Genomic DNA, 17,786 nt, shown 5'->3' on the forward strand with positions numbered 1-17,786 from the left:
CTTCTCCATGAGCCAAACCATCATCCGCGCGCCGATCGGCATTGGCGTCATCGGCTGCGGCGAAATCGCCCAGCTTATGCACCTGCCGATCATCCACGAACTACCGGAGTTGAAGATCGCCGCGCTGTGCGATCTGTCGGAGACTGTGCTCGACGCACTGGGCGCGCAATACGCCGTAACAACCCGCTATCGCGACTATCACGACCTTCTCGCCGACCCGGCCGTCGATGCGGTCGTCATCTGCACGTTCGATCATGGTCCGGTTGTCACTGCTGCCATCGAAGCCGGCAAACATTTCATCGTCGAAAAGCCTCTGGCCTTCACGGCAGAGGAAGCCCGACCGCTGGTTGCGGCAGCCGAGGCGAGTGGTCTTGTCGCAATCATCGGCTATATGAAGCTCTACGATCCGGGCTATCGCTTGGGTCTCGAACAGCTTGCCCGCATCGGCCGGCCGAAGATGATCCAGGTCCACGACTTCGCCGGCCGCTTCGATCGCTACCAGCAGCTTTATACACAGATACGCGGCACCGACGTCGATCCGGCGCTCCTCAAAAGTACCCAGGCCGAGGTCGCAGCTCGCGTCACCGAAGCACTGGGCGACAACCACGCTGCCTATCACGATCTCTACATGACGCTGCTGATGCTTGGCAGTCATGATCTCGCCGTATTGCGCGGCGCTTTCGGCGTGGCCGAGCGGGTGGATTATGCCCAGGCCGTCGGGCCGACGCATCTTCTGGCCGTGCTCGGCTTCCCGGACCACGTGCCCGCTCTTCTGGAAATTGCCTTCGGCGCGCAATATGAATGGTGGGACGAGTGGATGACCGTCCACGGGGAGACCGACGAGATGCGCATCGAATTCCAAAACCCCTACGTGCGCAATGCGGCGGCCACCGTGCGCCTGCGCGAGGCAGCAGGCCAGAACCCGAGCGAGCGCAGCCTGTCCAGCACGCCCGACACGGCCTTTCGCAAGCAATGGCAGCATTTTATCGCCTGCATCGCGGGAAAGGCCACGCCGCTCACGCCGCTACAGGGCGGTCTGGACGACCTTGAGCTCGCCGCCCGCATCATCGAGGCGCTTCCTGTCAAAGCCCTTACCGCTGAAGGAGCCGGCGCGTGAGCCGTATCCTCGTCACCGGATCGAGCGGTCTTCTCGGCCGGCACGTAGCCGAGGCGCTGGTTCAGGCCGGTCATGCCGTCACCGGGCTTGACCTTGCTCCACCGCGGGAGAACGCGGCATGGACGCATGTCACCGGCGAAGCGGACGCGCTGGCCGTGGTGACAGAGCTTGCAATGGGGATGGACGCACTCGTCCATATCGCCGCCATTCCGAGGCCGACAGGCCGGGCGGCGGCGGATGTCTTCCGCATCAATATGGCCGCCATGTATGCGGCGGTAGAGGCCGCGCGGCTGTCGCGTATCCCCCGTTTCGTCTACGCCTCGTCCTTCAGCGTGCTCGGCTATCCCTTCTTCGAGAAGGCAGTCGTGCCGCCCTATCTGCCCGTCGACGAAGGCCATCCGCCGGGGGCGCAGGACGTCTATGCCGTCACAAAATGGCTGGGCGAGGAAATGGTGGAGGCGGCGGCTAGGCGTGGTGTCTTTTCCGCCGTCAGCCTGCGCATGCCCTGGATCCAGACGCCCGAGACTTTCCACGCATCTGTCGGCCCGCGCCGCCGGCAGGCGGAAGCCGCGCGCGACCTTTGGGCCTATCTCGACGCCCGCGATGCGGCGGCGGCCTTCGTGGCGGCGGTGGAGCGGCCCGTCGAGGGACATCTGCGCCTCTTCCTCAGCGCCGCCGACAGTTACATGGAACGACCAAGCGCCGAACTGGCGGCCGAGGCCTATCCCGACACACCGATCAGGACGCCGCTGGATGGGACGGCCGCGTTCATCGACACAAACGCGGCACGGCAAGCGCTCGGCTTTGCGCCGCATTTTTCATGGCGCGATTATCCCACACCAGTGAAGCATGATTGGGCGCTACGGCCTGAAGACCTTGGCTGAAATAGGCAAACGCTGAAGGCAGGAGAACTTACAGAATAAAGATTGGCCGGGTGCAAACTGGCTGGCGACTTTTCCAAATGGACGGCCGTCTTCGCAGAGACGGACGACAACAATAGAGAGGAAATAACGATGCGGTTCAACGACAAGGTCGTGCTCGTCACTGGAGCGGCGGGCGTCATCGGTACGGCGGCTGCGCGCCGCTTCATCGCCGAAGGCGCTCTGGTAGCGATCACGGATCTGAACGCGGAGCGGGCCGAAGCCTTGGCTGGCGAGTTCGGCACGCGGGCAAAAGCCTTCCCTGTCGATGTCGCCTCTCCGGCCGCTGCCGAGACTATGGTGAAGGACGTCGCACGCCATTTCGGCCGGATCGACGTGTTGTTCAACAATGCAGGCATTTCCGGCACCGTTGCTCCCATCCATCAGCTCCCGATCGACGACTGGCATCGTATCGTCGACATCAATTTGAACGGAATCTTCTACGTGCTGCGTGCCACGCTCGCTGCCATGATCGAAGGCAAGGTTCAGGGCGCGGTGGTCAACATGGGCTCCTCCATGGCCGGTTGGGACGTGCTTGCTGGCGGCGCGGGCTATGCTGCCACCAAGCATGGCGTGGTCGGACTGACGCGCATCGCCGCGCTCGACGCCGCCCCCTATGGGATCCGCGTCAACGCCATCTGCCCCGGCGTTATCGAAACTCGGCTCGGCGTGCCGGCAGAGGATGAAGCCACCTACCAGGCGGGGATCCGCCACTTCGCCGACCGCATCCCGCTACGCCGTATCGGCCAGCCGGAAGACGTCGCCGCCGCCGTCGCCTTCCTCGCCTCTGACGACGCTCGTCACATCACGGGTGTCGACTGGCTGATAGACGGCGGCCAGACGCTGCAGAGTTGGGCCAATGCCCCGGATGCGACGAGCTTTCCGCGCTTCGTTTGATGACATCATTACCGGATCGGCTTTGTAGACCAAGCTTACGGCCTCAATCCTTCTGCACCCAAAGCTTCCGGGTGGTCTCGATCACGCGCCAGATGCCCTTGAACCCTGGCTTCATCACGAAGGGCATCGTAAACTTAACACGACGAAGACAAGATCTTGGATTGGCGCTTTTCCTCAGGCGGCGTGAAGGCACCCGATTTGGCACCACGCATTCATGGCAGCTGCCCGCAGTTCGCGATGGTGGACGGATGGAATGTCGTGGCGAGGAATATGAAAGATAGGTATTCGGCTTGAGTCCCTGCCTGGACATCACAGATTGATGAAGAGGTGCTGCGCTTCGAGTTGATGATAGATGACAACCTCGTCGAGGTGCCATTTGTCGCCGAGCCTGCCAGCCGACCGTTTCCGGATATCATTGGCGAAATGCCGGCCGAATTTCTTCGCCCAGAGCCTCACGCTCTGGTGAGGAGAAGACTCGCGCGCCGAGGCTTCTGCGTAGCCAACAGCCCGGCCCGACAGGGCGACGTTACACCCGACTGTGGAGGCCTCGTTCTCTCCGGTGTGTGCAGCGATTGGGAGCAACACACCCTTTAGCCGAATTCTGCATTCAGTCAACTGACCAATATTTAGATATAATTATTGGTCAGTGCGAGTATATCGATTGCTAGTGACCAACGTTTGTATATAATCTTCGGTCAGAAGATAGGACAGCCATGCCGGATCCCACATCTAACACTCTCGAACGCATTCACCAACGGATTGCCGACGCGGCACCTTCGGGCGTTTGGTCGCGTGCCGATTTCCTCGATATCGCAACACCAAACGCCGTCGAAAAGGCGCTGCAGAGGCTCACCAGCCGCGGCGACATCCGACGCCCTCATCGCGGTCTCTATGACAAGCCGGATATCAGCCAGCTGACCGGCAAGATGGTGTTCCCGCCACGCGTCTCATTTATCGATGCGATCGCACGGCGCGACAAGCTTCGTGTTTGCGTCGACGGGATGACGGCGGCCAACGATCTTGGCCTGACGACGGCCGTTCCGGCCCGGTCCACGATCTATGCGGACACGTACCCACGAACCATCGAGATCGAGGCCAATGCCGGCGACGCAAAGGCCACAAAGCCGGTCATCTATATCTTGGACTTCAAGCGCATTTCGGCAAAGACCGCCTTTTGGGCCGGCCGGCCGGCGATGCGAGTGATCCAGGCCCTCCACTGGTTTCGCGATGAGCGATCCAATCTGGAGACTGTCGTCGATGGTATCGTCCGTTACCTAGCACGAAGCCCGCACAGGCAGCCGATCGTCGAGGATCTGCGCGAAAACATCCACGCCATCCCTGCCTGGATGTACCAGGCGATAGAAACGATAACACGCAACCCGCGGCCCCCGGTGGATGAAGACACTCCAACGGACCAGGATGGGAAGGATGAACATGCGCCAGAGCTTCATTGACGTCCTTCGCTCAAGCGCGGACGAGCAGAGAGCGCTGTTCTCCTCCGCTGCGTCCGATCTTGAGACGCGGGCCGAGAATATCGAGAAGGATCTCTACGTCTGCTGGGCGCTCGACTTCCTGTTCAACCGACGGAAGGACGATGCGATCGGCCTCTATTTCAAGGGCGGCACCAGCCTCAGCAAAGCATATGGCCTGATCCAGCGTTTCTCCGAGGACATCGACATCGGCATTTACAAGGCGGATGTCGTTTTGCATTTAACCGTAAGATTCCGCCCCTAACAGTTTCAACAAGATAGCCTGGCACTTAATTTGAGACTTGGCACTTAATTTGAGATTCCATCTTGGATTTTTGCACTTAATCTGAGATTCTCGGCCGATAGAATCTCAAATTAAGTGCCAAACGGGAAAACAACTGCGGCAATCTCACGGTTAACTGCCAAACGACATCTATCCACGTTTGTCGCCGACGATGATATGGGATTGCGCAGCCGGTCAGGCTTTGATCAGTGCCGTGGGCGGTGCAGTCTTGCAACCGGACGGCGAACCTCTTCGCTATGATTCTGGAAGAGGGAAGATGGTCGATGGATTCATGGCCAGCGCCAGTGAAGAATTCGCTCTTGCTGCGGCCAACATTCTTGGGTCGATGCCGATGAGCCCGGTATCGGCTAGTAGCGCCTCATGGGCGTCGGATTAGTTTTTGCAACCTGCGACCGACGCAGCAAGAGACGTGACATTTTTCATATTGTCACGTCTCTTCATAAGCTATCGCAAGTGCGCTTATTTAAGATTTTGGCTCGCTGCTTCTCGGGAATAAAGCGTTGGCAGATGCGGAACTGGACGTGCGGATAGATTGTTCACACAACCGCTGGGCATTTGAAGGATGCGCCGCCGACATTTTGGATGCGTCCATAATTCGCCCCCTCGCACGAGGGCGACCGCGTTTTATCAAGCAGGCATGTCCTCCGATCGCTGTGGATCGGCTCCGGCGATTCGAAACCATTCCCAAACAAGTGGGTTAGGGTTATAAAGGTTGTCGTGAGGAGACGGCCAAATAGGACGCCGTGGATGAGACATGAGCAACGTTCTTCCATTCAAATCTGCCGCAGAACGCAGCGGGCATCTGAGGAGACATGAGCGCCTTGAAAAGGAGCTGTCGCTACCTTTGCCATTGATGGCAGCCTCGATGGGTGATCGGCGTCGCCACTTCGCCCCTGAGACACTTCCGACACAGCATACAACCGCCTACCCGCAGCCAAGATCGCCGCTGGTTGGCTTAACAATTATCGCTGGTGCGATCCTTGTATATGCGCTTGTAACCTTCCATCTGGTCGGCCAGCCGCATTATTCGGCTCGCGCCAATCTCTTGCCAGCCTTGCTCGTGCAAAATTAGCGTTTGGTAGCTCCGGTCAGTCTGCATCCATGGCCAGCGCCTCCCAAAAGCAGCTGCATCCCGATGGTCATGCCCCGTCGACAGGGCTGTATGGCAACAGCTGCGGACTTGTCGTGCCATCGCGTTTCGCCTGAAATCTACCGACAGAACCGTTCGTAGAGCACCTTCAAGATCTCGATGACGGCCGGATCCTTGATGAAATAGTAAAGCGCGCGGTGATCCCGCCGAAAATCCACGATCCCCTCCTTTTTCAACTTCGCCAGATGCTGAGACATCGAGGTCTGCGGAATATTGGTCGCCTCGATCAGCGAGGTAACGTTTCGTTCGCCTTGCAGCAGCTGGCAAAGCACCAGCAACCGATGTTCGTTGGCCAAACCGCTGAGAAAAGCGGTGGCCTTGCCGGCTTTCTTTTCCATGGCCTGCGCTAGGTTCATTTTACCCTCTTAACAATTCATATTTTTATGATATCAGATTAATATGAATTTACGATCAGAATTGAGGACAACGCGATGTCGAACGACTACCGGCAATTAACACAGGACATATCGGCTTACACGGCTGAAATTCGCAAAATCTGTCCAGACGCCATGCAGGGCTTCCACGCGCTCTCGAAAGCCGCAACCATGGGCGGCGCCGTCGATCAGAAGACGAAGGAATTGATCGCGCTTGCGATAGGCGTCACCCAGCGCTGTGACGGTTGCATCGCATTTCATGCCAAAGCATTGCAACAGCTCGGCGCTACCCGCGTGGAGATCGCCGAGGTGATGGCGATGTGTGTCTACATGGGTGGCGGACCGGCGTTGATGTATGCCGCGGATGCCCTGAGAGCTTATGACCAGTTCGCAGCCGCCGCGCCCGAATAAACCCCTTGCCGATTTGATCCGCATCAAGGTCGATCAACGCCATGAGCTTAAGCTCAGATAAAATCGGAGGAAAACATGGCCAACATCGTTGTCTTGGGAGCTGGATTGGGAGGAACCATCGCAGCCTATCAACTGCGCGATCAGCTCGGCACGGAACATGTAGTTTCCGTCATCGGCAAAGGCGAAACGTTCAGCTTCGTGCCATCAAATCCATGGGTCGCCGTCGGCTGGCGAGATCAATCTTCTGTTGAAGTCGATCTTGTTTCCGTTTTCAGAAGCCATAACATCAAATTCCATCCGCAAGGAGCGAGCCGCCTGCACCCGACCGAGCGGCGGATCGAGTTGGCCGACGGCTCGTCGGTTTCCTACGATTATCTCGTCATAGCAACAGGCCCAGACTTGGCATTCGACGAGATCGAGGGATTTGGTCCCGCGGCCAATACGCATTCGATTTGCCAGATCAGCCACGCTCTTGAAACAAAAAAGGCGGTCGAGGCGCTGATCGACAATCCAGGTCCCGTTGTCATTGGTGCCGTCCAGGGCGCCTCCTGTTTCGGGCCTGCCTATGAATTCGCATTCATCCTCGACAAGGTTCTGCGCGATGCAAAAGTCCGTGACCGCGTGCCAATGACCTACATCACGTCGGAACCCTATATCGGCCATCTCGGACTTGATGGCGTTGGTGATACGAAAGGTCTTCTCGAAGGCCAGTTGCGTCAGCACCATATCAAGTGGATCTGCAATGCGCGGGTCGAAAAGATCGGAGATGACAAGATCTCGGTTTCCGAGCTGGCTGAAGACGGAACGGTACTGCGCGCTCACGACATTCAGAGCAGCTTTACAATGCTTCTTCCTGCCTTCCGGGGCGTGGAGGCTATCCGCGGAACGGCCGGCCTGACCAATCCACGCGGCTTCGTCATCATCGACAAACATCAGCGCAGCCCGGCATTTCCCGAGATCTTTGCGGTCGGCGTTTGTGTGGCCATACCGCCCATCGGCCCCACAGCCGTTCCGGTCGGCGTTCCCAAGACCGGCTTCATGATCGAATCGATGGTTACGGCAACCGTGCGCAATATTGCCCGCCTGCTGAAGAACGAGACACCGGATGCTCAGGCAACGTGGAATGCGGTGTGCCTCGCAGACTTCGGCGATACTGGGGTGGCATTCGTCGCCAAGCCGCAAATACCGCCGCGAAATGTCAATTGGTCTTCAAGCGGCGCATGGGTTCATGCGGCCAAGGTCGGGTTCGAAAAATACTATCTGCACAAGATGCGCACGGGCACTGCCGAGCCAATCTACGAGCGGCTGGCACTTCAGGCGCTTGGAATCGAAAAACTGAAAGCAATCAACATCGAAGAGACCAAGACGACTGCGCCGAAATAGCGATCGTGTCTCATAATCGGAGTGATGGAAATGACAATAGATAGATCTGTTCTCGCCTTCGCTGGCGCAATGGTGCTGTTGTCGGTGGCGCTGACGGTTTGGGTGTCGCCGTATTTTGTATGGCTGACGGTCTTTGTCGGGGCCAACATGCTGCAGTCGGCCTTCACCGGCTTCTGTCCAGCGGCAATCGCCTTTCGCAAGCTCGGCATCAAGCCAGGCACGGCCTTCTAGGAATATAAAACCATGCGCCTAATCTATCTGTTGGCGGGACTCGTCTGTTCCGGTCCCGCCGCTGCTGCGACACTGACATTGCAGCCAACCGCCATCACCGAATGGAAAGCCGTCTATGGTACGATAGAGGCGCGTGACACCATCGCTGCCCGCGCGCGCATTGGCGGCACGATCGTCGAACTGAACGTATCCGAAGGAGACACCGTCAGGTCAGGCCAGAAGATCGCCGTCGTTCATGACGAAAAGCTTGCGTTCCAGATTGCCGCCATGGATGCGCAGATCAATGCATTGCAGTCGCAATTGTCGACGGCGCAAGCGGATCTTTCGCGTGCGGAAACTTTGGTTCTAAGGGGTGTGACGACGGCTCAGCAGCTCGATGCAATGCGCACGCAGGTTGCCGTCACCCAAAACCAGATCATCTCTTCAGAAGCCCAACGCTCGGTGATCGTACAACAGCAGTCAGAGGGCGAAGTCGATGCCCCGAGCGAGGGAAGAATACTGACCGTCCCGGTCACCAAGGGGGCTGTCATTATGGCGGGTGAAACGGTGTCGACGGTCGGCGGTGGAGGCCTCTTCCTGCGGCTGGCCATCCCTGAGCGCCATGCCGCGTTTCTGACGGAGAACGCTACAATAAAGATCAGCGTCAACGGCAAGCAGTTGTCCGGACGACTGGCGAAGATCTATCCGCAGATAAACAATGGGCGTGTGATCGCCGACGTCGAGACCGATCAGCTCGATACGCCTTTCGTTAATGCTCGCGTTCTCGTCGAGGTTCCAGTCGGTGAACGAACGGCGCTGCTGGTACCGGAGACCGCGGTTTCCACGCATTCTGGACTGGACTTCGTCAAAGTCGATGACGGCGCTGCCGAGGTCGAACGAGCCGTCTTGCCTGGCGAACACATTGAACGTCCAGACGGCCACTTCATAGAAATACTCACCGGCCTTGCTCAGGGCGACAAGGTTGTCATCCCATGATACCTGATGAATCCTCTCTGGGTATTGCGGGGCGCCTGACCCGCTCATTCATCGCTTCCGCGCTAACCCCGCTCTTGCTTCTGGCGGCTCTGGCCTTCGGCGTGATCGCGCTCTTGACGCTTCCGCGCGAAGAGGAGCCACAGATCTCGGTTCCGATGGTCGACATTCATGTTCGCGCCGACGGACTGAAAGCAGAAGACGCCGCCAAGCTTATCACCGAACCGCTCGAGACCATCGTCAAAGGAATTAATGGCGTCGAACACGTCTATTCCCAGACGAATGACGATCAGGTTCTCGTCACGGCGCGGTTTGTCGTCGGAACGCCCGCCGACACATCCCTTCTACGGGTCCATGAGAAGGTCCAAGCGAATATTGACAAGATTCCGGTCGGAATCCCCGCACCATTGATCGTTGGCCGGAGCATCGACGATGTCGCCATTCTCTCGCTGACACTGACGCCGAAGATGGATGAGGCCGGCCGCGTTACGGGCAACGACCTGACGCGTGTCGCACGCGAGCTTAGAACCCAGCTGTCGAAGGTGGACAACGTCGGCCTGAGCTATCTCGTTGGTGAATCCGACGAGATCATCCGGGTCGCGCCCGACCCGGCCAAGCTCGCCCTTTATGGCATAACACTTCAACAACTGGCCGCGAAAGTCGGGGGTGCGAACCGCGCGTTTCCCGCAGGGCAAATTCGCGACCAGGGCGAACAGATCGGCCTTGTTGCCGGAGAAACGCTGGGCACCACCGCTGAAATCGGCAACCTGCTGCTGACCTCACGCGACGGCCGTCCTGTTTACGTGCGCGATGTCGCCAATATTGCTTTCGCCTCAGATAGCGCTGAAACGATTTCGGCAAGCCTCATGCACGCCGACAAGCAGATTATCCGCCTGCCCGCCGTCACGATCGCGATCGCAAAACGATCGGGGTCAAATGCCGTTACCGTTTCACAATCCGTATTGGCACGCGTCGAGGCCCTCAAGGGTAGGCTCATCCCCAGCAGTATGACTCTGCAGATAACGCGCAACTACGGAGAGACAGCAAACGATAAGGCGAATGAATTGCTGCTGCATCTTGGCTTGGCGACCGTATCGATCATCGTGCTCGTCGGCCTTGCCATTGGATGGCGGGAGGCTCTGGTGGTTGCGGTCGTTATTCCGGTTACCATCCTGCTCACGCTTTTTGCATCGAAACTGATGGGATATACGCTCAATCGCGTGTCGCTGTTCGCGCTGATATTTTCGATCGGCATTCTTGTCGATGACGCTATCGTCATTATCGAGAACATAGCGCGCCACTGGGGAATGGGAGACGACCGCAGCCGAAGGCAAGCAGCGATAGAAGCGGTTGCGGAAGTGGGAAATCCAACGATCATCGCCACATTGACGGTGGTGACGGCGCTCCTGCCGATGCTGTTCGTCTCAGGCATGATGGGTCCTTACATGAGTCCCATTCCGGCCAATGCATCGGCGGCGATGATTTTTTCGTTCTTCATCGCCGTTATCGTGACACCGTGGTTGATGCTGAGGGCCGCCGGTAGAGATAAGGGTGGTCATGTTGGCCAGTCTCACACCCAAGGCGGGATGGTCGGCCGTCTCTACACCCTTGTCGCTCGCCCGCTGCTCGCCTCCAAGACGACGAGCTGGATATTTCTGAGCATTGTTGGCTTGCTGACGCTTGGTTCGCTTGCCCTCTTTTACACCGAAAACGTCACGGTCAAGCTCCTGCCGTTCGATAACAAATCGGAGCTCTCTGTGATGATCGATTTACCGGAGGGCTCGTCCGTCGAAGCAACAGATGCGACCGCCCAATCGATCGCACGCATGGCGATGGAACTTCCCGACGTCTTATCGGCACAAACCTACGCAGGAACCGCGGCACCTTTCAATTTCAACGGCCTTGTGCGCCACTACTATCTTCGGACCGGCCCGGAACAAGCAGAAGTCGGCATCGAACTGCTGCCGAAGGCCGAGCGCTCCCGAACAAGTCATGAGCTTGCCATCGCGATCAGAAGTCGCCTGACCAAAGTCGCCACGCCGGCAGGCACCAGCCTCAAGGTAGTTGAACCTCCGCCGGGGCCGCCGGTGATCGCGACACTGCTTGCCGAGATCTATGGCCCGGACGGCGACACGCGCCGAAAGGTTGCGGCAAAGGTCGAGGCGGCGTTTCATTCCGTGCCGTTCATCGTCGATGTGGACAATTCCTATGGAACGCCGGCAAGACGCCTGCGCGCAACGATCTCGACCGACGACGCCGAGTTCTTCCATGTCGAGGAAAGCGATGTCTTCGATACGCTCTCGATCCTCAGCAATGGCAAAACCGTCGGCTATTCGCATCGCGGCGGTGGCCGCCAACCGATCCCCATCCGGCTCGAACTGCCAAAAAGCGACCGAGTGCTGAATGAAAGGTTCCTGACCACGCCGATTCCGGCAAATGTTCTCCCTGGTGATCGCGGCGTGGTGGAACTTGGCGATGTCGTGCATGTGGCCACAGAGAGAGCGTCATTTCCGATTTTTCGCCACAACGGACGCGCCGCCGAAATGGTGACGGGCGAACTGGCAGGTGCCTATGAGGCGCCCTTGTATGGCATGCTTGCAGTGAGGAAGGCGCTTGACGCCCAGGACTGGACGGGCCTTTCCGAACCACGCATATCGCTGCATGGCCAACCAGACGATGAGAGCGTTTCGACGCTGCTTTGGGACGGCGAATGGGAAGTCACCTGGGTGACGTTTCGCGACATGGGTGCTGCATTCCTGATTGCCTTGCTCGGTATCTATATCCTGGTCGTCGCTCAATTCGGCTCATTCAAAGTACCCCTGGTCATTTTGACGCCGATACCGCTGACCTTCATCGGCATTCTTGGCGGCCATTGGTTGTTTGGCGCACCCTTTTCGGCAACGTCCATGATCGGGTTCATCGCGCTTGCCGGCATCATCGTGCGCAATTCCATCCTGCTGGTCGACTTCATTCGCCACAGCGCTTCCGCGGACAGACCACTGACAGACGTCCTCATCGAAGCAGGCGCCGTTCGTTCAAAGCCCATTCTCCTGACGGCCTTGGCTGCCATGATCGGAGCCGGGGTCATTCTCAGCGATCCGATTTTCCAAGGCCTCGCGATTTCGCTTCTGTTTGGCTTGGCGTCGTCAACTTTGCTGACGGTTCTCGTCATTCCCGCAATCTACCGGGTATTGAGGACATGATAATCTGCGGACAGACCCTGCAGTGGCGTTGCTGCCGAATGGATATAGGCTTCAACGACTGCAGCCTTTTTCTTTCGCCACTCAACTTGCATTTCACCACAGCTATCCGACCGAACAGATAAATTCAGCCAGAGTGCAGCACCATCGTGGAAAACAAGCATCGCCTCGTTTGCCCCACAAGCCCAATTGTTCGCAGCAGCAGCCTGCCGTTGCTGATGAGACGCTGCAAACGCCGGGCGAGCGGGCAGCGCCGTGAATTGTAACGACGGGCCGCAATCTAATCTTCGGCTTCTGTCGATGGCTCCGGCGGGCGTTCACAATCGTTGCCCATATTGCCAGCTTGCCGCTAACCAGCAGTTTTTCGTCAACGCGACGAGCCATTCGCTATTTTTGGGGTTGAGCCCGGGCGCATCCGTCTGATCCGCCATGCGATCGACATCCACCGGATCATCCTACAGAGCATGCGAAGGTGACCTCATGCTGGTTTTACGAGCATCGAGTTAAGACCTGGTTCCTGAACCGGGAGGGTATGAATGCAGGAAAGAAAGTTCAGCCGCGGAACAAGCTTGAAGCGGTGAAATTGGCGAAGGAACAGGCGTTGCTCTCGCTCATGGCCAGTCCGCCGATAAGCGGTGCGACGACAAGCGCGATCTCGGTCGTCAGGCCCGGATCGTCGCCTTGGTCACGCAGATAAGAGAGAACCGTGAGTACCGACACTCCCGACAACACAATAAGCAGCGCCAACGGCCCGCCAACTTCCACTGCAACGGCGCCAAGGAGCGTTGCGAGCCCGAAGGTTCTGATACCGGCGGCACCGCGGCCTGGGCCCTCGTCCTTTTTTCGCTCACGCTCAATCCCGATCAACAGGCCAAGAGCAAGAGCAACGGCAAAGTTAAGCCACGGTCCGGTCATTCAGAGCCCTTCAGCTTCCTGTCAGAAAATTTCGCCAAATACTTCTCAAATATCGATGAGGCTGGGTCAAATGCTTGGACGTGTTAATACTGATCGGAAGCGACTGAGATTAGCGCGCATCACTTGTGCAGTGCTGATCGCCTGCGTGGTACCGAGCGGAGGATATGCAGCCTTCTTGGTGACGACAAACAACTTTCATGCCGTTATTCCCAACGAACTCTACCGCTCGGCTCAGCCGAGTTCGGCCGAAATCACGGATTACAAGATTAAGTATGGCATAAAGACTATCATCAATCTGCGCGGGGCCAATCCGCAACAGCGTTGGTACCGGAACGAGATTGCGACCTCCGAACGCGACGGCATAACCCATATCGACTTCGGAATGTCGGCCCGCCAAATGCAGCCGCCCGAGAAGATCAAACGCCTAATAGCCATCTTCGCTTCGGCTCAAAAGCCTATCCTCATTCACTGCATGAGCGGAGCAGACCGCACAGGCTTGGCATCAGCCGTCTATCTGGCGGCGATTTCAAAACAAGGCGAAGAAGCTGCAGAGGGGCAGCTCTCGGTTCGGTACGGGTACTTCTCTATCCCTTACCTTAGCCAAGCCTATCCGATGGACAAAAGCTTCGACAGTGTCGAGGGCATATTCGGCTATGTCGGCACTGCTTGGGACGCTTTCCTGAGGAAGTTTGCCTGAACACTCTGGGATACCACGACCTAGCATCCAATTCGCCGCACCCTTGTGAATCTTCGCCCGAATGGTATAGTTTTGTATGCAATTTGCTCTGATCTTCCAAGTGTTCGCATGGCTCGCATTCGGTGTGATTATGCTTGCGACTGCCGTTCCAATAGGCTGGCGGCCACAATTGATGGCGGCATTGCATGTTGAACGCATACTTGCTTTCAGTATCATGGGCTTACTGTTCGTGCTCGCCTATCCCGGTGACCGACGTCTCATCGCGTTGTTTTGCATTTTGGCCGCAGTGGTAACAGAACTTCTGCAGGCTATCCTTCCTTCTCGGCGCCCCAATGTGGAAGATGCCGCCATCAAGATCCTTGGTGCCACCATGGGCTTGTTGATCGGCGGCATCATCTTGCAACTTTTCGTTAGATAGGCTGCTTTGCTGCCGATTTTCCGGCGCTCCTGCGATGGAAGCGATGCCCGGTCTTACCGCGAGAACTGATTAGCCTCCGGTGTCGAAGTCTCTGCTCATTTCTGGTGACGTAGAGCCTGGAGACTATTGACCTTGCATGAAGGCCTGCATTTCTTCGGGCATCACTTTGCCATCCTTGTTGGCATCGATCATGTCGAAGATCCGCTTATGAATTGCCGTTACTTCATCAAATGAAAGTGCGCCGTCACCATTGGTATCCGCGATTGCGAACATGATCTTCATCATATGTCCGCGCATTTGCCCCATGGGCATCCACTCTGCCATCCCGTAGGGCATTACATCTCGATCCATCATGTCTGCGCGCTTCATTCCATCGGACATCATCGCCGACCCTCCCGACTGATCCTGATCTTCGGTTGTGGCCTTATCCGGAGCTTTGTTCTGTGCTGAAGCGACGCCGATGCCCCCAACAGCTACGAGGGCGACCAGCACGACTATGGTGTATAGTTTGGGCAGCGACATTGGATGTCTCCTCTTCTTTGAAGTCGAATAATCGCCCACTTCGAAATATCCGCCTTGATGCAGGTCAAATCCTTTTGCGGGGATTTCTGTCTTTGATTGCGCGGCGGCTTAACCGCTGATCAAGATCAATTCGTCGCAGCCCCTTGATCAAGATGTGCATCCATTCTTCTTCACGCCACTCGCCGCCGAGTAGCATTGACTAGGTCGGCAACAGTGGATTGCCAACGAGGTCCCATCAGACATTTCCCACTGAAGCCAGTGCCAAGAGACCACATCGGAGCCAAAGTCATGACCTACACTCTAGACAAGACCCTGTCCGGGAACTCTTTTGATGTCGCAGTCGCAAAGACGAAAGCAGCGCTCACGCGCGAAGGCTTCGGCGTCCTGACGGAAATTGACGTCAAGGCGACGATGAAGAAAAAGCTTGATGCTCACATTGGCAACTACCTCATTCTGGGTGCATGCAATCCGGGCATGGCCTTCGAGGCGATAAATATGGAGCCGAAGGTCGGCGCAATGCTTCCCTGCAATGTGATTATCAGATCCCTTGATAGCGGCGATATAATGGTCAGCGCTATCGATCCGGTCGCCTCCATGCAAGCAATCGAAAACGCCGCACTAAAACAGGTGGCAAGGAATGTTCGCGCGATGCTGGAGCAAGTGATAGCGAGTATCTGACACCGGTCACATCCTATGGATCAGCTATTTCCACGCGTTGAAGCTCGGCATACTGCACGCCTTGCCTCGATCGGGCTATCGATCGGCCTGCCATTGCTCGCCAGCCAGTTCGGACTTGGCGGCGTTTCCGATTTTCATTTCGCGGTGCTTCATCGACATCGCCGAGACCCCTTACGGCGCTTTGCTTTATCCATATCGACCAACGTCCTCTACAAGCAAATAAATGAGCCAAAAGGGCATGAGGCTTAACAAACTGGGCATCTTGCCCTTTCCAAGAGGAACCGACCATGAGTGGACAGAAAATCAATGGATATTCCAGCCTTCAGATCGCCTTGCATTGGACAGTCGCGGCACTGATATTCTTCCAGCTTCTGTTTGGGGAGAGTATGACAACCGTTGTCGAAGCAGGCGAAGAAGGAACCCCCGCCCCGCCCACGGATCTCACGCTCAGCGTTGCCCACTACTGGGTAGGTATTGCGATCCTCTGTCTTGTAGCCCTTAGGCTCATCCTGCGTATCGTCCAGGGCGCGCCGGAGTCCACAAGCGATACAACGTGGATGACGTACGCTGGGAAGGCGTCGCATTGGCTTTTTTACATTCTCCTTGTTGCAGTCCCGACCACGGGTCTACTGGCCGTTTATGTCTCAGATGAGTTCGGCGATATTCATAAGCTCGCCAAGCCAGCCTTTATCGTTCTAATTGCGCTTCATGCCGCAGCCGCCCTGTTTCATCAGTTCGTTCTCAAAGATGGAACGTTGAGGCGCATGCTGGTGCCGGCGAAATAGTGTCCTCGGAACATCCATGCATCGCGCGAAGCATGACGAAAGCGGAGAAATCCCAATGAGAAGCCATAGAGAATTGCATCTCGTAAACCGAATAGGCTGGCTGCGAGCCGCGGTGCTGGGCGCAAATGATGGCATCGTCTCGACGGCTAGCCTTATCGTGGGCGTCGCCTCGGCCTCAACGGCAAGTTCGGAAGCACTGGTGGCTGGGATTGCAGGGCTAGTTGCTGGCTCCATGTCGATGGCGGCCGGCGAATATGTTTCGGTCAGCTCGCAGTCCGACACGGAGAAGGCAGATCTCGACCGGGAGCGACAGGAGCTCGCAAAGCAGCCGGAGCCGGAAAAGAAAGAGTTGGCGCAAATCTATGTCGATCGCGGAGTGGAACCCGTTCTTGCTCGGCAGGTTGCCGATCAGCTGATGGCAAAAGATGCACTTGCAGCCCATGCTCGCGACGAACTCGGGATTTCCGAAATGATGACTGCGCGACCCATCCAGGCTGCCTTGACGTCTGCCACAACCTTCGCAATTGGTGCCGCCATGCCGCTACTCATGGTTATCGTATCGCCGCCATCCATGCTTGTCGTGACTGTCTCCATAGCATCGCTCGCCTTCCTGGCGCTGCTAGGCGCCATAGGAGCGAAGGCGGGCGGCGCCGGCGTCATGAGGCCAACACTGCGCGTCACATTCTGGGGTGCGTTCGCAATGGCGCTTACCGCAGGCATAGGTCACCTTGTAGGAGCAGCAATCTGAAGACGCGGGAATAGCTGCCGTGTCCCGTCTAGCCCTGGTTAAATGGAAAGCTGGGGCGGCAGTTCGGTCGAAACCTGCTGTGATCATTCTGTAAGCGGCCTGTAAGGCTCGCATTCTAATGAATCGTCGTTCGCTCACTGCTTATGACCGAACCTCACGTTGGGTAGATGAACTGGCCCGCAAATCTCTTGGACCGTAGGCATGACGCAGAGGCTCCAATGTGGAGAATGCGCATGACGTCGATTTCTTCCGTGAATGGACCATCAGCTGCGCTTTTTCTCCAAAAATCTCAAAGTCAGTCACCATCAGCGTCGCCCCCTCAAACTACGGTTTCCAGTTCCATCGGTTCGACCTCCGCGGCCAAGGTGCCGTCATCGATCGCCGCGATGTCATTGCGCGGTGCTCAAACGGAAACAGCCCTGGACCAGAAGATCGGTGGCTCGCATCAGGTGTCGGACGGCGACGCTGACGATCGCTAGTCTTCGATCGTCAATCGGTGAGGTTTCTGGCCCGGCGTCGTCGGGACCAGTTCATTTCAGCGCTTTCGTCCAAGGACAATCATCCTTGAGCTATTCCTGTGCATGAAACCTGAATA

The 17,786-nt window shown here is 57.2% G+C and carries 21 protein-coding genes and 2 pseudogenes; 18 read left to right on the forward strand and 5 right to left on the reverse strand.

The features are described 5' to 3' along the window. Window positions 1-7: 7 nt before the first annotated feature. The 3 genes from EX00_RS22120 to EX00_RS22130 all read left to right on the forward strand — a co-directional run bounded on the left by EX00_RS22120 (window position 8) and on the right by EX00_RS22130 (window position 2,934). Window positions 8-1,117, forward strand: a complete 1,110-nt coding sequence (locus EX00_RS22120) for a Gfo/Idh/MocA family protein (RefSeq protein ID WP_047462722.1) — start codon at window positions 8-10, stop codon at window positions 1,115-1,117. Continuing rightward, a complete protein-coding gene (locus EX00_RS22125; protein ID WP_052210882.1) occupies window positions 1,114-2,001 on the forward strand; it encodes an NAD-dependent epimerase/dehydratase family protein in 888 nt (295 codons plus the stop codon). Before EX00_RS22120 ends, EX00_RS22125 begins: the two co-directional genes overlap by 4 nt. A gap of 129 nt (window positions 2,002-2,130) precedes the next feature. Then, window positions 2,131-2,934 carry an SDR family NAD(P)-dependent oxidoreductase gene (locus EX00_RS22130; RefSeq protein ID WP_047462724.1) on the forward strand — a complete coding sequence of 268 codons (804 nt, stop codon included), beginning with the start codon at window positions 2,131-2,133 and terminating at the stop codon, window positions 2,932-2,934. 351 nt (window positions 2,935-3,285) lie between these two features. On the opposite strand, the pseudogene EX00_RS32335 reads toward EX00_RS22130, so the two are convergent. Further along, a pseudogene (locus tag EX00_RS32335) lies at window positions 3,286-3,399 on the reverse strand (IS6 family transposase); the annotation flags it as partial. 248 nt (window positions 3,400-3,647) lie between these two features. Here EX00_RS32335 and EX00_RS22135 point away from each other — a divergent pair. From EX00_RS22135 to EX00_RS31545, 4 genes and pseudogenes are all read left to right on the forward strand, one after another. After that, the gene (locus EX00_RS22135) at window positions 3,648-4,388 is read left to right on the forward strand and encodes a DUF6088 family protein (RefSeq protein ID WP_047462727.1); all 741 of its coding nucleotides are present in this window, start codon (window positions 3,648-3,650) and stop codon (window positions 4,386-4,388) included. After that, window positions 4,369-4,635 (forward strand): annotated as a pseudogene (locus EX00_RS22140) (nucleotidyl transferase AbiEii/AbiGii toxin family protein); the annotation flags it as partial. The gene EX00_RS22135 and the pseudogene EX00_RS22140, both read left to right, overlap by 20 nt. Before the next feature lie 223 nt (window positions 4,636-4,858). Next, window positions 4,859-5,083 carry an inositol monophosphatase family protein gene (locus tag EX00_RS31240; RefSeq protein ID WP_080761312.1) on the forward strand — a complete coding sequence of 75 codons (225 nt, stop codon included), beginning with the start codon at window positions 4,859-4,861 and terminating at the stop codon, window positions 5,081-5,083. Between the two features lie 378 nt (window positions 5,084-5,461). Continuing rightward, entirely contained in the window at window positions 5,462-5,779 is a 318-nt protein-coding gene (locus EX00_RS31545) for a hypothetical protein (protein WP_155294117.1), read from the forward strand. 137 nt (window positions 5,780-5,916) lie between these two features. Here EX00_RS31545 and EX00_RS22145 read toward each other — a convergent pair whose 3' ends face one another. After that, the gene (locus EX00_RS22145; RefSeq protein WP_047462733.1) at window positions 5,917-6,213 is read right to left on the reverse strand and encodes an ArsR/SmtB family transcription factor; all 297 of its coding nucleotides are present in this window, start codon (window positions 6,211-6,213) and stop codon (window positions 5,917-5,919) included. Between the two features lie 75 nt (window positions 6,214-6,288). Between EX00_RS22145 and EX00_RS22150 the strand changes: the two genes are divergently transcribed. The 5 genes from EX00_RS22150 (at window position 6,289) to EX00_RS22170 (ending at window position 12,431) form a co-directional block, all read left to right on the forward strand. Beyond that, window positions 6,289-6,642 (forward strand): carboxymuconolactone decarboxylase family protein, encoded by a 354-nt coding sequence (locus tag EX00_RS22150; RefSeq protein ID WP_047462735.1) that lies wholly within the window; start codon window positions 6,289-6,291, stop codon window positions 6,640-6,642. A gap of 75 nt (window positions 6,643-6,717) precedes the next feature. After that, on the forward strand, window positions 6,718-8,025 hold the full coding sequence (locus EX00_RS22155) for an NAD(P)/FAD-dependent oxidoreductase (protein ID WP_047462738.1): 1,308 nt from the start codon (window positions 6,718-6,720) through the stop codon (window positions 8,023-8,025). Between the two features lie 30 nt (window positions 8,026-8,055). Further along, on the forward strand, window positions 8,056-8,256 hold the full coding sequence (locus EX00_RS22160) for a YgaP family membrane protein (protein ID WP_047463012.1): 201 nt from the start codon (window positions 8,056-8,058) through the stop codon (window positions 8,254-8,256). A 12-nt stretch (window positions 8,257-8,268) separates the two neighbouring features. After that, window positions 8,269-9,231 (forward strand): efflux RND transporter periplasmic adaptor subunit, encoded by a 963-nt coding sequence (locus EX00_RS22165; RefSeq protein WP_047462741.1) that lies wholly within the window; start codon window positions 8,269-8,271, stop codon window positions 9,229-9,231. After that, window positions 9,228-12,431 (forward strand): efflux RND transporter permease subunit, encoded by a 3,204-nt coding sequence (locus EX00_RS22170; protein WP_047462744.1) that lies wholly within the window; start codon window positions 9,228-9,230, stop codon window positions 12,429-12,431. Before EX00_RS22165 ends, EX00_RS22170 begins: the two co-directional genes overlap by 4 nt. A 314-nt stretch (window positions 12,432-12,745) precedes the next feature. On the opposite strand, the gene EX00_RS32160 is transcribed toward EX00_RS22170, so the two are convergent. Next, on the reverse strand, window positions 12,746-12,874 hold the full coding sequence (locus EX00_RS32160; RefSeq protein ID WP_267884785.1) for a hypothetical protein: 129 nt from the start codon (window positions 12,872-12,874) through the stop codon (window positions 12,746-12,748). 106 nt (window positions 12,875-12,980) lie between these two features. Then, complete coding sequence (locus EX00_RS22175) at window positions 12,981-13,343, reverse strand: MgtC/SapB family protein (RefSeq protein ID WP_047462748.1); 363 nt, start codon at window positions 13,341-13,343, stop codon at window positions 12,981-12,983. A 178-nt stretch (window positions 13,344-13,521) separates the two neighbouring features. Between EX00_RS22175 and EX00_RS22180 the strand changes: the two genes are divergently transcribed. Further along, window positions 13,522-14,040 (forward strand): dual specificity protein phosphatase family protein, encoded by a 519-nt coding sequence (locus tag EX00_RS22180; RefSeq protein ID WP_234709088.1) that lies wholly within the window; start codon window positions 13,522-13,524, stop codon window positions 14,038-14,040. A 76-nt stretch (window positions 14,041-14,116) separates the two neighbouring features. Further along, window positions 14,117-14,458, forward strand: a complete 342-nt coding sequence (locus EX00_RS22185; protein ID WP_047462751.1) for a VanZ family protein — start codon at window positions 14,117-14,119, stop codon at window positions 14,456-14,458. A 123-nt stretch (window positions 14,459-14,581) separates the two neighbouring features. Here the strand turns inward: EX00_RS22185 and EX00_RS22190 are convergent, their stop codons facing one another. Then, window positions 14,582-14,980, reverse strand: a complete 399-nt coding sequence (locus tag EX00_RS22190) for an EF-hand domain-containing protein (protein WP_047462754.1) — start codon at window positions 14,978-14,980, stop codon at window positions 14,582-14,584. Window positions 14,981-15,268: 288 nt separating this feature from the next. On the opposite strand from EX00_RS22190, the gene EX00_RS22195 reads away from it, so the two are divergent. From EX00_RS22195 to EX00_RS31550, 4 genes are all read left to right on the forward strand, one after another. Continuing rightward, window positions 15,269-15,658: a DUF302 domain-containing protein gene (locus EX00_RS22195; RefSeq protein ID WP_052210883.1), complete on the forward strand. Its 390-nt coding sequence runs from the start codon at window positions 15,269-15,271 to the stop codon at window positions 15,656-15,658. Window positions 15,659-15,945: 287 nt separating this feature from the next. Then, a complete protein-coding gene (locus EX00_RS22200) occupies window positions 15,946-16,443 on the forward strand; it encodes a cytochrome b (protein WP_047462759.1) in 498 nt (165 codons plus the stop codon). Between the two features lie 55 nt (window positions 16,444-16,498). Next, entirely contained in the window at window positions 16,499-17,191 is a 693-nt protein-coding gene (locus EX00_RS22205) for a VIT1/CCC1 transporter family protein (RefSeq protein ID WP_047462762.1), read from the forward strand. A gap of 233 nt (window positions 17,192-17,424) precedes the next feature. Beyond that, on the forward strand, window positions 17,425-17,670 hold the full coding sequence (locus EX00_RS31550) for a hypothetical protein (RefSeq protein WP_155294118.1): 246 nt from the start codon (window positions 17,425-17,427) through the stop codon (window positions 17,668-17,670). Window positions 17,671-17,786: the final 116 nt, after the last annotated feature.

It is taken from the genome of Martinezella rhizogenes (assembly GCF_000799715.1).
In the GTDB taxonomy this organism is placed as follows: domain Bacteria; phylum Pseudomonadota; class Alphaproteobacteria; order Rhizobiales; family Rhizobiaceae; genus Rhizobium; species Rhizobium rhizogenes_C.

Excerpts from the sequence above, each read along its gene's own strand:
- EX00_RS22200 (WP_047462759.1), top strand. The coding sequence starts at position 15,946 with ATGAGTGGACAGAAAATCAATGGATATTCCAGCCTTCAGATCGCCTTG.
- EX00_RS22165 (WP_047462741.1), top strand. The coding sequence starts at position 8,269 with ATGCGCCTAATCTATCTGTTGGCGGGACTCGTCTGTTCCGGTCCCGCC.
- EX00_RS31545 (WP_155294117.1), top strand. The coding sequence starts at position 5,462 with ATGAGCAACGTTCTTCCATTCAAATCTGCCGCAGAACGCAGCGGGCAT.
- EX00_RS22130 (WP_047462724.1), top strand. The coding sequence starts at position 2,131 with ATGCGGTTCAACGACAAGGTCGTGCTCGTCACTGGAGCGGCGGGCGTC.
- EX00_RS22195 (WP_052210883.1), top strand. The coding sequence starts at position 15,269 with ATGACCTACACTCTAGACAAGACCCTGTCCGGGAACTCTTTTGATGTC.
- EX00_RS22150 (WP_047462735.1), top strand. The coding sequence starts at position 6,289 with ATGTCGAACGACTACCGGCAATTAACACAGGACATATCGGCTTACACG.
- EX00_RS22120 (WP_047462722.1), top strand. The coding sequence starts at position 8 with ATGAGCCAAACCATCATCCGCGCGCCGATCGGCATTGGCGTCATCGGC.
- EX00_RS22185 (WP_047462751.1), top strand. The coding sequence starts at position 14,117 with ATGCAATTTGCTCTGATCTTCCAAGTGTTCGCATGGCTCGCATTCGGT.
- EX00_RS22160 (WP_047463012.1), top strand. The coding sequence starts at position 8,056 with ATGACAATAGATAGATCTGTTCTCGCCTTCGCTGGCGCAATGGTGCTG.
- EX00_RS22170 (WP_047462744.1), top strand. The coding sequence starts at position 9,228 with ATGATACCTGATGAATCCTCTCTGGGTATTGCGGGGCGCCTGACCCGC.
- EX00_RS22135 (WP_047462727.1), top strand. The coding sequence starts at position 3,648 with ATGCCGGATCCCACATCTAACACTCTCGAACGCATTCACCAACGGATT.
- EX00_RS31240 (WP_080761312.1), top strand. The coding sequence starts at position 4,859 with ATGATATGGGATTGCGCAGCCGGTCAGGCTTTGATCAGTGCCGTGGGC.
- EX00_RS22205 (WP_047462762.1), top strand. The coding sequence starts at position 16,499 with ATGAGAAGCCATAGAGAATTGCATCTCGTAAACCGAATAGGCTGGCTG.
- EX00_RS22175 (WP_047462748.1), bottom strand. The coding sequence starts at position 13,343 with ATGACCGGACCGTGGCTTAACTTTGCCGTTGCTCTTGCTCTTGGCCTG.
- EX00_RS31550 (WP_155294118.1), top strand. The coding sequence starts at position 17,425 with ATGACGTCGATTTCTTCCGTGAATGGACCATCAGCTGCGCTTTTTCTC.
- EX00_RS22145 (WP_047462733.1), bottom strand. The coding sequence starts at position 6,213 with ATGAACCTAGCGCAGGCCATGGAAAAGAAAGCCGGCAAGGCCACCGCT.
- EX00_RS22155 (WP_047462738.1), top strand. The coding sequence starts at position 6,718 with ATGGCCAACATCGTTGTCTTGGGAGCTGGATTGGGAGGAACCATCGCA.
- EX00_RS22190 (WP_047462754.1), bottom strand. The coding sequence starts at position 14,980 with ATGTCGCTGCCCAAACTATACACCATAGTCGTGCTGGTCGCCCTCGTA.